Source organism: Bacillus cereus group sp. MYBK15-3 (assembly GCF_051916765.1).
In the GTDB taxonomy this organism is placed as follows: domain Bacteria; phylum Bacillota; class Bacilli; order Bacillales; family Bacillaceae_G; genus Bacillus_A; species Bacillus_A cereus.
In genome coordinates this window covers 1-14,128 of record NZ_JBQAHG010000013.1, presented here as the reverse complement: position 1 = coordinate 14,128, position 14,128 = coordinate 1, and the positions used below count along the sequence as shown (strand labels likewise).

Here is a 14,128-nt window from a genome sequence, read left to right as displayed (position 1 = left end):
AAGAATTGTCTTCCCTACATGCTCATGTACTCTGAGGGGGAACAAGGATGAACTTAATTTTAATGGGGCTTCCTGGTGCTGGTAAAGGTACACAAGCCGAACAGATTGTTGCCAAGTATAACATCCCTCACATTTCAACAGGAGACATGTTCCGTGCAGCTATGAAGGCTGAAACTGAAATGGGTCTACAAGCAAAATCTTTTATTGATAAAGGTGCACTTGTTCCAGATGAAGTTACAATCGGAATCGTTCGTGAACGTTTAAGTCAAGACGACTGCGTAAGAGGTTTCTTACTAGACGGTTTCCCACGAACTGTTGCACAAGCATCAGCTCTTGAAGAAATTATGAAAGATCTTGGCAAAAAAATCGACTATGTTTTAAACATTAATGTGGATTCAGGGTTGTTATTAAAACGCCTTACAGGCCGTCGTATTTGTAAAGAGTGCGGTGCGACTTACCACTTAGAATTCAATCCACCAGCAAAAGCTGATGTGTGCGATAAATGTGGTGGCGAATTATATCAACGCTCTGATGACAATGAAGAAACTGTAGCAAATCGTTTAGATGTAAATATTAAGCAAACAAAACCTTTGCTTGATTTCTACGAAGAGCTTGGTTACTTACAAAGCATTAATGGTGAGCAAGATATCAATAAAGTATTTGCTGATATCGATGTTCTCATCGGAGGCTTAGCGTAATGATAATCTGCAAAACTCCTCGCGAGATAGAAATCATGCGAGAAGCTGGCAGGATCGTTGCTTTGACTCATCAAGAGTTGAAACAGCACATTACTCCAGGAATTACAACGAAAGAGCTCGATCAAATAGCGGAAAAGACGATTCAAAAATATGGTGCTACGCCATCTTTTAAAGGATACAACGGATTTCCGGGGAGCATATGTGCTTCTGTAAATGAAGAGCTTGTACACGGAATTCCAGGGAAGCGCAAGCTCAAAGAGGGCGATATCATCAGTATCGATATTGGTGCGAAATACAATGGGTACCATGGAGATTCTGCATGGACGTATCCAGTTGGAAACATTTCTGAATCTGTTCAAAAGCTACTTGATGTCACAGAAAAATCGTTGTATCTTGGTCTAGAACAAGTAAAACCAGGCGAGAGATTATCAAATATCTCACATGCGGTTCAAACCCATGCTGAAGAGAATGGATTCTCGATCGTTAGGGAGTATGTTGGTCACGGAATCGGGCAAGACTTACATGAGGACCCTCAAATCCCGCACTATGGTCCACCAAATAGAGGCCCTAGATTAAAGCCGGGAATGGTCATCTGTGTTGAGCCGATGGTGAATCAAGGAAGACGATATGTAAAAACACTATCTGATGACTGGACAGTGGTAACGGTAGATGGTAAATGGTGTGCCCATTTTGAGCACACGATTGCTCTTACAGAAGCAGGATACGAAATCCTTACCACTTTATAAGTAGCTGGCTCTCCGGGATTTCAGAGCAGTGTAAAATGTTACTGATTTGAAGAAGGGAGAACTATTGAATGGCTAAAGATGATGTAATTGAAGTCGAAGGTACCGTTCTTGAAACGTTGCCAAATGCTATGTTCAAAGTAGAATTAGAGAATGGGCATGTCGTATTGGCTCACGTTTCTGGTAAAATCCGTATGAACTTCATTCGTATTTTACCAGGAGACAAAGTTACGGTAGAATTATCTCCGTACGATTTAAATCGTGGTCGTATTACGTACCGTTTTAAATAATATAGCACTCCGTAATCTTTAAGGAGGTTCGAGACATGAAAGTAAGACCGTCAGTTAAACCAATCTGCGAAAAATGTAAAGTTATTCGTAGACGTGGAAAAGTAATGGTTATTTGTGAAAACCCTAAACATAAACAAAAACAAGGTTAATCAGAAGGAGGTGCATTCGTAATGGCACGTATCGCAGGTGTAGATATTCCTCGAGACAAACGCGTTGTTATTTCTTTAACTTACGTATTCGGCATTGGTCGCACAACTGCTGAAAAAATTCTTGCAGAAGCAGGTATTTCTGAAGAAACACGAGTTCGTGATTTAACGGAAGACGAATTAGGACGTATCCGTGATATCATCGATCGTATTAAAGTTGAGGGAGACCTTCGTCGTGAAGTATCTCTTAACATCAAACGTCTAATGGAGATCGGTTCTTACCGTGGTCTTCGTCACCGTCGTGGTTTACCAGTTCGTGGTCAAAACTCTAAAAACAATGCTCGTACACGTAAAGGTCCACGTCGTACAGTAGCAAATAAAAAGAAATAATAAGTAAAGGAGGTTGAACTAACAATGGCACGTAAAACAAACACTCGTAAAAAACGTGTGAAAAAGAATATTGAAGCTGGTATAGCTCATATTCGTTCTACTTTCAACAACACAATCGTAACACTTACAGATACTCACGGTAACGCACTTTCTTGGTCTAGTGCTGGTGCACTTGGTTTCCGTGGATCTCGTAAATCTACTCCATTCGCTGCGCAAATGGCTGCTGAAACTGCTGCTAAAGCTGCAATGGAACACGGTTTAAAAACTTTAGAGGTTACTGTTAAAGGTCCTGGTGCTGGTCGTGAAGCTGCAATTCGTGCTCTTCAAGCTGCAGGTCTAGAAGTAACAGCAATTAGAGATGTTACTCCAGTTCCTCATAATGGATGTCGTCCACCAAAACGTCGTCGTGTGTAATTTTTCTGTATAGAATTTTCCCTTTTGTCTATAATGGATATGATGCATTATCGAGAAATTTCGTACAGAAACATCGCTTGTTGTGCACAATCGGGAACTGCCTAAGGGGGACTTTCGGTTAGACAGGGGTTATACCTTTGTTTAACCGGGGTTTCGACGTTTTGAAGGAGGGTTTAGTTAATGATTGAAATCGAAAAGCCGAAAATCGAAACGGTTGAACTTAACGAAGATGCTAAATATGGTAAATTCGTAATTGAACCGCTTGAGCGTGGATATGGTACTACTTTGGGTAACTCCTTACGTCGTATTCTTTTATCCTCACTCCCTGGTGCCGCTGTTACTGCTATCCAAATCGATGGCGTATTACATGAATTTTCAACAGTTGAGGGCGTAGTAGAAGACGTTACGACGATCATCTTAAACTTGAAAAAGTTAGCTCTTAAAATCTACTCTGAAGAAGAGAAGACGTTGGAAATCGATGTACAGGGCGAAGGTATTGTCACAGCTGCTGATATTACTCACGATAGTGATGTAGAAATCTTAAATCCAGATTTACACATTGCAACGTTAGCAAAAGATGCGCATTTCCGCGTGCGTTTAACTGCAAAGCGTGGCCGTGGGTATACGCCAGCTGATGCAAATAAAAGCGAAGATCAACCAATAGGAGTAATTCCTATTGATTCTATTTATACTCCAGTATCACGTGTGACTTACCAAGTGGAAAAGACACGTGTCGGACAAGTGGCTAATTATGATAAGCTTACGCTTGATGTATGGACGGATGGAAGCATCGGGCCAAAAGAAGCTATCTCTTTAGGTGCCAAAATCTTAACTGAGCATTTAAATATCTTTGTTGGTTTAACTGATGAAGCACAAAATGCTGAGATTATGGTCGAGAAGGAAGAAGATCAAAAAGAGAAAGTTCTTGAGATGACTATCGAAGAACTAGACCTTTCTGTTCGTTCTTATAATTGCCTAAAACGTGCAGGAATTAATACTGTACAAGAGCTTGCGAACAAAACAGAAGAAGATATGATGAAAGTTCGTAACTTAGGACGTAAATCCTTAGAAGAAGTTAAACATAAACTTGAGGAATTAGGTTTAGGTTTACGTAAAGACGACTGAGGATTTAAACCCATCAACAAAGGAGGGAACTACGAATGGCATACAGAAAATTAGGCCGTACAAGTGCGCAACGTAAAGCTATGTTACGTGATTTAGCTACTGATTTAATTATCAACGAGCGCATCCAAACGACAGAAACTCGTGCAAAAGAACTTCGTTCTGTAGTGGAAAAAATGATCACTTTAGGTAAACGCGGAGATCTTCATGCTCGTCGTCAAGCAGCAGCTTTCATTCGCAATGAAGTAGCTAACGCTGAGACTGGTCAAGATGCACTTCAAAAACTATTCGCTGATGTAGCTCCACGCTATGCTGAGCGCCAAGGCGGATACACTCGTATTGCAAAAATTGGTCCACGTCGCGGAGACGCAGCACCAATGGTAATTATCGAGTTAGTATAATGATAATTAAAAGGGCAGGACAGTTCTTTTCAAGAAACTGGTCATGGCCCTTTTTTTTAAATATAAAAATAGGCTAACTGTGCGAAGGAAAGGGTGCCTTCTATTGAAAAAAGAGAAACTTCGGATAGAAAATATATCATTTCAATATCCTGGGGCAGCCACTTATGCATTAAAAGATGTTTCATTTTCCTTATATGAGGGAGAATGGGTATCTATTATTGGACAAAACGGTTCAGGAAAGTCTACACTTGCAAAATTATTGAATGGTTTGTTTTTGCCAGAAGCAGGGACTATTACAGTAAATGATACAATGGTTTTATCAGAGGAAACAGTATGGGATGTTCGAAAACAAATTGGAATGGTATTTCAAAATCCAGATAATCAATTTGTTGGAACAACAGTGCAAGATGATGTTGTATTTGGCTTAGAGAATATCGGAATGCCAAGAGAACAAATGATTGAAAGATTAGAACAGGCCTTGCAACTTGTCCGTATGGAAGATTTTCTTAATGATGAGCCTCATTCCTTATCCGGTGGGCAAAAGCAGAGAGTGGCAATAGCAGGCGTTTTAGCACTTCAACCATCTATTTTAATATTAGATGAAGCAACGTCAATGTTAGACCCTCAAGGGAGACGTGAAGTAGTAGAAACGGTTAGACAACTTGTTACTCAAAAAGGTATTACTGTGTTATCGATTACGCACGATTTAGAGGAAGCGGCACAGTCAGATCGTGTTATTATTTTAAATAAGGGAGAAATATTAGAGGAAGGGACTCCAGAAAAAATTTTCAAATCCTCTCATATGCTCCAGGAAATTGGCTTAGATGTACCGTTTTCAGTGAAAATAGCAGAATTATTAAAAAGAAATGAAATTCTCTTGCAAAATACGCATCTTACAATGGAAAGCTTGGTGAACGAACTTTGGAGATTACATTCCAAAAAGTAGAGCATCGTTATCAATATAAAACTCCATTTGAAAGACGCGCACTTTATGATGTAGACGTGTCGTTTCCAAGTGGGGGCTATTATGCCATTATCGGTCATACTGGTTCAGGTAAGTCGACGATGATTCAACATTTAAATGGTTTATTGCAGCCGACAAATGGTACAGTTCAAATTGGTGAACATTTGATTTCGGCAGGAAAGAAAGAAAAAAAGCTAAAGCCACTACGTAAAAAAGTAGGGGTTGTCTTTCAATTCCCAGAACATCAGTTGTTTGAAGAGACTGTGGAGAAAGATATTTGTTTCGGCCCTACTAATTTTGGAGTATCTGTAGACGAAGCAAGGCAAAAGGCTAGAAAGGCAATTGAACTTGTAGGGCTAGAACCGGAACTGTTAACACGTTCTCCGTTCGAATTAAGTGGTGGACAAATGAGACGTGTTGCAATAGCGGGTGTACTGGCGATGGAACCTGAAGTGCTTGTATTAGATGAACCTACAGCAGGACTAGATCCAAAAGGGCAGAACGAACTTATGGAGATGTTTTATAAGTTGCACAAGGAGAAAGGTCTTACAGTTATCCTTGTAACGCATAATATGGAGGATGCTGCTCAGTATGCGGAGCAGATTGTAGTTATGCATAAAGGAACGGTCTTTTTGCAAGGAAGTGCAGAGGAAGTATTTTCACATGCTGATGAACTAGAGAAAATTGGTGTGGATCTTCCTATGTCATTAAAGTATAAACGTGCAATTGAAGAGAAGTTTGGTATTTCAATTCCAAAGGCTACCTTATCTTTAGAGGACCTTACTCATGAAGTTGTGCAGGTGTTACGAAAAGGTGGTCATGAATCATGCAGCAGTTGATTATTGGGAGATATATCCCGGGGAATTCACTTATTCATCAACTTGATCCACGTACGAAGCTGCTGATTGTCTTTTTATATGTATTTGTTGTTTTCTTAGCAAATAATGCGATTTCATATGGATTTTTATTTTTATATGCACTCATTGCTTTATTTTTTGCAAAAGTGCCGATTCGTTATGTACTTTCGGGCTTAAAACCAATTTTATGGATTTTTCTTTTTACATTTTTCCTGCATATTTTTACAAATAAAGAGGGGGATGTACTATTCCAGCTTGGTTGGTTTTCGATATATGAAAAAGGATTAGAGCAAGGGATATACATTTCTGTACGATTCTTCGTTATTATTTTAATGACGACATTATTAACGTTAACGACGACACCTATTGAAATTACAGATGGTTTGGAGACGTTATTAAAGCCGTTGAAGCGTATAAAGGTTCCTGTTCATGAAATCGCATTAATGATGTCAATTTCTCTTCGTTTTATCCCGACATTAATGGATGAAACGAGTAAAATAATGAAAGCACAAGCGTCACGTGGTATTGATTTTGCCGGGGGACCGATAAAAGATAGAATGAAAGCTATTATTTCACTGCTCGTTCCTCTGTTTATCAGTGCTTTTAAGCGTGCAGAGGACTTAGCCATTGCGATGGAAGCTCGTGGATATCAAAGTGGTGAAGGACGTACTAAATTTAGGCAACTACGCTGGAAAACAAGCGATACAGTAACGATTGTCAGCTTATTTTGTTTAGCTTGTATTTTGGCATGGGTGCGATCGTAATGGAGAATAGAGAAATGGATAGAATAAAATGTACGGTTGCATATGATGGCATGCATTTTTGTGGTTATCAAATTCAGCCGAACCATCGTACTGTTCAACAGGAGATAGAAAAAGCATTGCAGAAATTGCATAAGGGAGAACTTGTTCGTGTTCAGGCATCTGGTAGAACAGATTCTACAGTTCATGCAAAAGGACAAGTAATACACTTTGATACTCCTTTGTCTCTTGAAGAGTGGCAATGGAGTAATGCTTTAAACACAATGTTGCCAGATGATATTGTTATTAGGCAAGTAGAGAAAAAAACAGAAGAATTTCATGCACGTTACGGTGTTGAGAAAAAAGAATATCGTTATCGTGTATTATTATCAAAGACTGCGGATGTATTCCGTAGAAATTACGTATATCAATATCCATACCCGCTCGAAATCAACTCTATACGAAAAGCAATTCCTTATTTTATTGGAACGCATGATTTCACTTCTTTTTGTTCAGCAAAAACTGACAAAAAAGATAAAGTGCGAACAATTTATGAAATCGAGTTAATTGAACAAAATGATGAAATAATTTTTCGTTTTGTAGGTAATGGATTTTTATATAATATGGTCAGAATTATTGTTGGTACGTTACTTAGCGTAGGGCAAGGAAAGCTTGATCCTGATAGCATTCCAGAGATTTTAGCGAAACAAAATCGTCAGTTTGCTGGAAAGATGGCTCCAGGTCATGGGCTTTACTTATGGGAGGTAAACTATAACAACTAATCCTGGTGTAACATTTGCTTGACATTAGAAACTCAAAAGTATATCATAACATATGGTATTGTTTCTAAAACCACGATTAGCCCCGGAAGGAAATCGTGTTTAAGATAAACAATAGATTTTTTCTATGGAAAAGATAACGAGGAGGGAAACACATGCGTACGACTTTTATGGCAAAAGCTAACGAAGTTGAGCGTAAATGGTATGTGGTTGATGCTGAAGGTCAAACTTTAGGTCGCCTTGCTAGTGAAGTAGCATCCATTTTACGTGGTAAAAACAAACCTACATTTACACCACACGTTGACACGGGTGATCATGTAATTATTATTAACGCTGAGAAAATTCATTTAACAGGTAATAAATTAAACGATAAAATTTACTACCGTCACACTAACCACCCAGGTGGACTTAAGCAAAGAACAGCTCTTGAAATGCGTACAAACTACCCTGTACAAATGTTAGAGCTTGCAATTAAAGGCATGCTTCCAAAAGGACGCTTAGGCCGTCAAGTTTCTAAGAAACTTAACGTGTATGCTGGAGCAGAGCATCCACACCAAGCACAAAAACCAGAAGTTTACGAACTTCGCGGATAATTAATTAAAGGAGGGCTTACTTTGGCACAGGTTCAATACTATGGCACTGGACGTCGTAAGAGTTCAGTAGCGCGCGTACGCCTAGTTCCAGGCGAAGGACGCGTTATCATTAACGGTCGTGATTTTGAAAACTATATCCCATTTGCTGCATTACGTGAAGTAGTGAAACAACCTCTAGTTGCAACAGAAACTTTAGGTAACTACGATGTACTTGTAAACGTAAATGGTGGTGGATACACTGGTCAAGCTGGTGCTATTCGTCACGGTATTTCTCGCGCTTTATTAAAAGCTGATCCAGAATACCGTCTAACACTAAAACGTGCAGGTCTATTAACTCGTGACGCACGTATGAAAGAGCGTAAAAAATACGGTCTTAAAGGCGCACGTCGTGCACCTCAGTTCTCAAAACGTTAATTTTTGCGAACTACAAACCCCAACCATTTTGGTTGGGGTTTTTTTATGTTTCATTCCTCTTTTGCAATTTTTATAGCTTGGAATATTTTAGTGCTACCGCCACGCGTATGCTTCTTCTTTAGAAGTTTAGACTAATACGTATTAGGGAGGTTTATAAGTACTATGAATGTCATTGTCAGCTTACAAGAAAAACAAAAAGAAAAGCAGTTAAAATACGAGCGGAAGATGTTGCGGGAATTATCATTAAAAACATTGCGTTCAAATATTCGTGATGCCTTTCAAATGCAAGAGCTTCATCGTCAGTATGAAGATTACTGTATTGAATTAGGGATAGAATCTTATTTATTAGGAGCGAGATACAGTAAATTTGGTTATTATGGTGAATCGTTTTTTGATGTGAAATATAGAGCTTTAGAAGAAGAACAACAATTAACTGAAACGCTATTTCAATTTTTAACGAGTATGACTATGCGAGAAATAAAGTTGAAAGATGAGGAATTACTTTTTGAATCTTGTCAGCAGTTTATAGGATTGTGGTGGCAAGAAGGGTATGAAAAAGGTGAAAGAAGATATCGATTAAAGCTTCATTAAGACAAGCATAAACTTTCCTCTTGTCCCATATAAGTAATTAGAGGGACTAGCTGGAGGAGGAAAGGTATGAAGAGAATTCGAATTATCTCTTTTGCACTCGCTGCGGTTGTATTGTTTTTTTTAGTTAAACAAGAATTTCAAATTACAAAATCGTGGCGAGCTTGGAATTTACCCTTATCAGGGAAAGTAATTGTATTAGATGCTGGGCATGGTGGACCAGATGGAGGGGCTGTTGGTGGAAAGGATATTATAGAAAAGGATATTACGCTTGAAATTACAAAAAAGGTACAAGACTATTTACAAGAACAAGGTGCACTAGTTATTTTAACACGTGAGGGAGATTATGATTTAGCTAACAAAGATACAAAGTCATATAGTAGACGTAAAGCAGAGGATTTAAAAAAACGTGTAGAAATCATCAATAAACCTGATGTAGACTTTTTTGCAAGTATTCATTTAAATGCTTTAACTAGTAGTGGATCGAAAGGCGCACAAACGTTCTATTACCGCTCTTCGATTGAAAATGAACGTGCTGCAAAATTTATACAGGCTGAATTGAGAACAAGTTTAGAAAACACGAATCGTTCTGCTAAGACAATTTCGCATGTATATTTATTAAAGTATTCTAAAACACCAGGTGCTTTAATTGAAGCTGGCTTTTTATCGAATGTGAACGAAAGGTATATGTTAAATTCGGAGAAATATCAGCAAAAGGTAGCAGCTGCAATATACCGTGGTATATTACGTTATTTCACGGAAAAAGGAAATCCTCCAGAATAAGGAGGATTTTTTTGAGCTTCTCTCGTTAACGAAGTTTTCGGAAAATATGTTATACTGGAAATGTAAACGTATTTATTTCAAGGATAAGCAGAGATAAATTCAATTAACATTACGTTATTTTTCATACAGGGGGCTGGGCTAATTATGATAACGAAAGAGCAAGTGGTTGAAGCGTTAGAAGGGATTGTAGATCCGTTTTTACATAAAACATTAAAAGAAACAAGTGCAATTAAAGAGGTAACAGTCAAGCCAGAGAAGGAACATGTGAGTGTCAAAATTGCAATCGTAAAAACCGGTACAGCGGAACAAATGCAGTTGCAGTCTGGAATTGTAAAGTTAGTAAAAGAACTTGGGGCAGCAACAGTTGGACTTCGTTTTGCAGAATTTACAGAAGAGGAATTAGCTCAGTTTGCACCGGAACAAGAAGAAGAGCAAAGTGAATCTTTATTGTCACCTAATTCAAAAACAACATTCTTAGCAGTAGCGAGTGGAAAAGGTGGCGTGGGAAAATCAACTGTTTCCGTTAACCTTGCAGTTGCTTTAGCTCGTTTAGGAAAAAAAGTTGGTATTATTGATGCGGACATTTACGGTTTTAGTGTGCCAGACATGATGGGGATAGAAAAACGTCCTATCGTAAGAGGTGACAAGATAATTCCGGTGGAACGTTTAGGTGTAAAGGTAATCTCAATGGGCTTCTTTGTAGAGGATAATGCACCAGTTATTTGGAGAGGACCTATGCTTGGGAAAATGTTAAACCACTTCTTCACAGAAGTAGAATGGGGCGATTTAGATTATTTAGTACTAGATTTGCCACCAGGCACAGGTGATGTTGCGTTAGATGTGCACTCAATGTTGCCATCTTGCAAAGAGATTATTGTAACGACGCCTCATCCAACAGCTGCGTTTGTAGCAGCGCGTGCTGGAGCGATGGCATTGCGCACTGAACATAGTATTCTTGGTGTTGTTGAGAATATGGCATATTTTGAAAGTAAGGTAACTGGTGAGAAAGAATATGTATTTGGAAAAGGTGGGGGAGATAAGTTAGCTACCGAATTACAAACGAATGTTCTTGGTCGCATTCCGCTACAACAACCCGATTGGAATAAAGAAGACTTTGCTCCTTCAGTATATGAAGATACACATACAACGGGCATTATTTATAGTAAAATAGCTGAAACAGTAATTGATAGAACAGCTGTTACACAAAAATAAAGTGAAACTTTAATCAGTGGGGTTTACCTGTTACTGACAACAATAAGGCTTTTGTTGCTAGTAAACCTTTCGCTTAACTAGAGGGGGCCATTTCGTCTGTTAATAGCAAGATAAAGTAATAACGAGTGAACAATGTATAAATTGTCCACTCGTTATTATAGTTATTATTTTTTACTATTCTTCCTTCTTCCCGCCTTGAGAACCACCGTCACCGCCTGCTTCTTTCTTACCAGATCCGCCTTTTTCAGCTTTTTGCACACCTTTACTAATGATATCAATCATCTTGGCTTGGAAGAGTGGACTTTCAGCAGTTTCTGTTAGTACTTGTTGTAGATATTGACGGTATTCTTTACTCTTCATTGTTTGTAACATCATTTTTTCTACTTCAGGATTTTTCATAATTTCTATAACGCCTGCTTGGTATTCAGGGTCTTTTAATAAGGTTTTCATTAATTGGGTTTGTTCTTTCCCCATACTTTTAGCGAACTTCGATGAGAACTCAGGATCTTTAAAGAGCTTTTCCCAGAATTGTTGCCCTTTATCGGATACCATGGCATCTTCAATCGTTTTCTTTACTACTGTTTCATCTAGTATGAGTGCTTGTTTCATTTTTTCATCAGTTAATACATCTTGAATAGCTTTCTTACCTTGATCTGTTTTTAAAATATCAACAATCATTTTCTTTGTTTGATCGTAATCTAGTTCGGATTTCGTTTCTTTTCCTTGTGCGCATGCTGCAAGTGCGATAAGTAGAAAAGAAGAAACGAAAATGAATAGCATCCGTTTCATAAGTTGGAACTCCTTTCAGCACAGTTCTCTCTTTTTAATATAAATATCTTTAAGGAATTTATACATGAACATGGCTAGCTTTTTGAAATTGTCATTGATACAATTTAATTAGAAATATAAGGATAATGGGGGATGTGTTGTGAATAGCCGCAAGTGGGTACGACTATTTTTAACGACGTTGTTTCTTGGTGGAATTAGCACAGTTATTATTGGTTTTGTTTTGGAGTGGGACAAGTACAATAAATTTTTTCAAAATTTCGACGGTAAGGAGATTTTAGCAGTATCTTTCTGGCTGATGGGTGTAGGATTTATTTTTAGTGTTATAAGTCAAATGGGATTCTTTGCATATTTAACAATCCACCGTTTTGGACTAGGGATGTTCCGCTCATCTTCTTTATGGAATGCAGTCCAGCTCTTCTTTATTGCATTCGTATTATTTGATTTTGTGTATTTAAGATCTGTACTTATTGCAAATGGGGAAGTCTCGTTAGGGAATAACATACTTGTTGCTGGAATATTATTTGTGTTTGGAGCAATTGTTGCTTATGTAAAAAGCAAAGAAACAAATAAAAAAGCATTTGTGCCAGCTCTGTTCTTTATGGTTGTTGTAACAATCCTTGAATGGGTACCGGCGCTTCGGATTAATGATACAGATTGGTTATATTTAATGGTTATACCGCTATTGTTATGTAACGCATATCAATTACTTGTATTACATCGTTTAATCGGAAAAACAAGTAAATCAGCTTAATAGAGAGATTTTATACACCAGCAGTTATAATGCTGGAAATGGTATGATTAAAAAAGCTCTACCACCTTCTTGAAAGGTAGTAGAGCTTTTTATGCGTGAAGAGTGGTAGGGAAGAAGCTACTTCACATCTTCACTTTTCGTACTTGTGCTGGAAATAAGTTGTGATACGGATATTTGCTCATATCCATCACTTTTTATTTTTTGCAGGAGCAGCGGTAAAGCTCTATTTGTTTGAAGGGCAGAATCGGATGCGTGTAATAAGACGATATCTCCACCTTTCAAATTATTAGAGACAGTGGAAACGATGTTATTTACACCTGGGTTTTTCCAATCGTTTGAATTATTACTCCAATGCACGACGGTGTATCCAAGTGATTCTGCGATTTTAAGGGTTGCTTTGTTAAATTCGCCACTAGGTGGACGTAACAGCTTGACTTGTTTTACACCAAGTTTCGTAAAAACATCTTGTGCTCGTAAAAGGTCTCGTCTTATTTCATTTGTCTCTAGAGAAGTGTAGGATGTGTAATTGTACCCCATACTACCGATTTCGTGTCCGTCTTTCATGATTCGCTCTACAATATCGGGGTGTCTTTCGGCCCATGCAGCAGAAAGGAAGAATGTTGCATTCTTAATTTCTCTTTCTTTAAGAGTATCTAGGATTGGAATTGCTTTTTTGTCTCCCCAACTAATATCAAACGTAAATGCAACTTGCTTTTTAGCGGTGTCTCCTTTGTAAATTACTTTAGGGCCTGTAGCAGTTGAAAAAGCAGATTCATGTGAATATGTTTTTAAAAAGAGTAGCCATGCTGTAAATAAGGACAGTATCACTATTAAGCTAATGTGTTTAAAATTTCTCTTACTCGTAATAAAAAAGAAAAACATAATATTACGCCCCTTTGTCCAATCCTTTTCAGTTACATATATGCTGTAAATATAAAAAAGAGAACAAAGGATTAATATCGTAAGTAGTGGATATAATGGATGATAGGATTGTGATAATTGAAAATGAGCGGAACGTTTATTGTTGCGTAAGGAATTATTGAGGTGATTGTTTGCTTGGGCTGATGTTGACAAAAGAAGAGAGAAAAGAAATGGAATACATATTGAAGAGAGAATTAGAGGAACTTTTATTTGATTTTGAAGATGAGCGTATTCATGAAGTTGTAAAAAAAGCCATGGAAGAAAGATATAAAATCATTTTCTGTTTATTCCGGAGAGTAGCTAACACAGAAGAATGTATTCGTTATGTAAGAAAAAGAATTTTTTATTAAAAAGTGTTGACGTTAATAGTTTGTATATGTTAAATTAATAACCGTCGCTGATGCGGAAACGCAGAAAACGACAAAAAGAAATTGAAAAACTTAGTTGACATCGAAAAACGAAAATGTTAACATAAGGAAGTCGCAAATGAGCGACCAAGTAGTTCTTTGAAAACTGAACGAAACAAACAACGT

Annotated in this window: 21 protein-coding genes; 19 read left to right on the top strand and 2 right to left on the bottom strand. The window is 37.8% G+C overall.

Annotated features, from left to right (window positions below; genetic code table 11):
• The first annotated feature begins 47 nt into the window (after positions 1–47).
• The 17 genes from ACTFR8_RS29225 to ACTFR8_RS29145 all read left to right on the top strand — a co-directional run bounded on the left by ACTFR8_RS29225 (position 48) and on the right by ACTFR8_RS29145 (position 11,134).
• Positions 48–698: an adenylate kinase gene (locus ACTFR8_RS29225; RefSeq protein ID WP_001048989.1), complete on the top strand. Its 651-nt coding sequence runs from the start codon at positions 48–50 to the stop codon at positions 696–698.
• The gene (map, locus tag ACTFR8_RS29220) at positions 698–1,444 is read left to right on the top strand and encodes a type I methionyl aminopeptidase (protein ID WP_000582539.1); all 747 of its coding nucleotides are present in this window, start codon (positions 698–700) and stop codon (positions 1,442–1,444) included. Before ACTFR8_RS29225 ends, map begins: the two co-directional genes overlap by 1 nt.
• A 68-nt stretch (positions 1,445–1,512) precedes the next feature.
• A complete protein-coding gene (infA, locus tag ACTFR8_RS29215) occupies positions 1,513–1,731 on the top strand; it encodes a translation initiation factor IF-1 (RefSeq protein WP_001029884.1) in 219 nt (72 codons plus the stop codon).
• Between the two features lie 35 nt (positions 1,732–1,766).
• Positions 1,767–1,880: a 50S ribosomal protein L36 gene (gene rpmJ / locus ACTFR8_RS29210; RefSeq protein WP_000868344.1), complete on the top strand. Its 114-nt coding sequence runs from the start codon at positions 1,767–1,769 to the stop codon at positions 1,878–1,880.
• Positions 1,881–1,901: 21 nt separating this feature from the next.
• Positions 1,902–2,267 carry a 30S ribosomal protein S13 gene (rpsM, locus tag ACTFR8_RS29205; protein ID WP_000090788.1) on the top strand — a complete coding sequence of 122 codons (366 nt, stop codon included), beginning with the start codon at positions 1,902–1,904 and terminating at the stop codon, positions 2,265–2,267.
• A gap of 24 nt (positions 2,268–2,291) precedes the next feature.
• Positions 2,292–2,681, top strand: coding sequence for a 30S ribosomal protein S11 (gene rpsK, locus ACTFR8_RS29200; RefSeq protein ID WP_000101798.1), 390 nt, complete (start codon positions 2,292–2,294; stop codon positions 2,679–2,681).
• A gap of 180 nt (positions 2,682–2,861) precedes the next feature.
• The gene (locus tag ACTFR8_RS29195) at positions 2,862–3,806 is read left to right on the top strand and encodes a DNA-directed RNA polymerase subunit alpha (RefSeq protein WP_000569643.1); all 945 of its coding nucleotides are present in this window, start codon (positions 2,862–2,864) and stop codon (positions 3,804–3,806) included.
• A 35-nt stretch (positions 3,807–3,841) separates the two neighbouring features.
• Entirely contained in the window at positions 3,842–4,204 is a 363-nt protein-coding gene (gene rplQ, locus ACTFR8_RS29190) for a 50S ribosomal protein L17 (protein WP_000331490.1), read from the top strand.
• 103 nt (positions 4,205–4,307) lie between these two features.
• Positions 4,308–5,150, top strand: coding sequence for an energy-coupling factor ABC transporter ATP-binding protein (locus tag ACTFR8_RS29185; RefSeq protein WP_000711757.1), 843 nt, complete (start codon positions 4,308–4,310; stop codon positions 5,148–5,150).
• The gene (locus tag ACTFR8_RS29180; RefSeq protein WP_000406535.1) at positions 5,126–6,007 is read left to right on the top strand and encodes an energy-coupling factor ABC transporter ATP-binding protein; all 882 of its coding nucleotides are present in this window, start codon (positions 5,126–5,128) and stop codon (positions 6,005–6,007) included. The genes ACTFR8_RS29185 and ACTFR8_RS29180 overlap by 25 nt, the downstream gene beginning before the upstream one ends.
• The gene (locus ACTFR8_RS29175) at positions 5,995–6,789 is read left to right on the top strand and encodes an energy-coupling factor transporter transmembrane component T family protein (RefSeq protein ID WP_001186526.1); all 795 of its coding nucleotides are present in this window, start codon (positions 5,995–5,997) and stop codon (positions 6,787–6,789) included. Before ACTFR8_RS29180 ends, ACTFR8_RS29175 begins: the two co-directional genes overlap by 13 nt.
• 14 nt (positions 6,790–6,803) lie before the next feature.
• Positions 6,804–7,547 carry a tRNA pseudouridine(38-40) synthase TruA gene (gene truA, locus ACTFR8_RS29170; protein WP_088045214.1) on the top strand — a complete coding sequence of 248 codons (744 nt, stop codon included), beginning with the start codon at positions 6,804–6,806 and terminating at the stop codon, positions 7,545–7,547.
• 152 nt (positions 7,548–7,699) lie between these two features.
• Positions 7,700–8,137: a 50S ribosomal protein L13 gene (rplM, locus tag ACTFR8_RS29165; protein WP_001260793.1), complete on the top strand. Its 438-nt coding sequence runs from the start codon at positions 7,700–7,702 to the stop codon at positions 8,135–8,137.
• Between the two features lie 21 nt (positions 8,138–8,158).
• The gene (gene rpsI / locus ACTFR8_RS29160) at positions 8,159–8,551 is read left to right on the top strand and encodes a 30S ribosomal protein S9 (RefSeq protein WP_000079986.1); all 393 of its coding nucleotides are present in this window, start codon (positions 8,159–8,161) and stop codon (positions 8,549–8,551) included.
• A 162-nt stretch (positions 8,552–8,713) separates the two neighbouring features.
• The gene (locus tag ACTFR8_RS29155) at positions 8,714–9,142 is read left to right on the top strand and encodes a DUF2521 family protein (protein ID WP_001101005.1); all 429 of its coding nucleotides are present in this window, start codon (positions 8,714–8,716) and stop codon (positions 9,140–9,142) included.
• A gap of 66 nt (positions 9,143–9,208) precedes the next feature.
• A complete protein-coding gene (gene cwlD, locus ACTFR8_RS29150) occupies positions 9,209–9,922 on the top strand; it encodes an N-acetylmuramoyl-L-alanine amidase CwlD (protein ID WP_000822439.1) in 714 nt (237 codons plus the stop codon).
• Between the two features lie 144 nt (positions 9,923–10,066).
• Complete coding sequence (locus ACTFR8_RS29145) at positions 10,067–11,134, top strand: Mrp/NBP35 family ATP-binding protein (protein WP_000628846.1); 1,068 nt, start codon at positions 10,067–10,069, stop codon at positions 11,132–11,134.
• A gap of 174 nt (positions 11,135–11,308) precedes the next feature.
• On the opposite strand, the gene gerD is transcribed toward ACTFR8_RS29145, so the two are convergent.
• Positions 11,309–11,923: a spore germination lipoprotein GerD gene (gerD, locus tag ACTFR8_RS29140; RefSeq protein ID WP_000827296.1), complete on the bottom strand. Its 615-nt coding sequence runs from the start codon at positions 11,921–11,923 to the stop codon at positions 11,309–11,311.
• Positions 11,924–12,062: 139 nt separating this feature from the next.
• Between gerD and kbaA the strand changes: the two genes are divergently transcribed.
• Positions 12,063–12,674 carry a KinB signaling pathway activation protein KbaA gene (gene kbaA / locus ACTFR8_RS29135; protein WP_001088526.1) on the top strand — a complete coding sequence of 204 codons (612 nt, stop codon included), beginning with the start codon at positions 12,063–12,065 and terminating at the stop codon, positions 12,672–12,674.
• Between the two features lie 117 nt (positions 12,675–12,791).
• Here the strand turns inward: kbaA and pdaB are convergent, their stop codons facing one another.
• The gene (gene pdaB / locus ACTFR8_RS29130; RefSeq protein WP_252209750.1) at positions 12,792–13,556 is read right to left on the bottom strand and encodes a polysaccharide deacetylase family sporulation protein PdaB; all 765 of its coding nucleotides are present in this window, start codon (positions 13,554–13,556) and stop codon (positions 12,792–12,794) included.
• A 170-nt stretch (positions 13,557–13,726) separates the two neighbouring features.
• Here pdaB and ACTFR8_RS29125 point away from each other — a divergent pair, with 170 nt between their 5' ends.
• The gene (locus tag ACTFR8_RS29125) at positions 13,727–13,945 is read left to right on the top strand and encodes a hypothetical protein (protein ID WP_000901147.1); all 219 of its coding nucleotides are present in this window, start codon (positions 13,727–13,729) and stop codon (positions 13,943–13,945) included.
• The last annotated feature ends 183 nt before the right edge of the window (positions 13,946–14,128 follow it).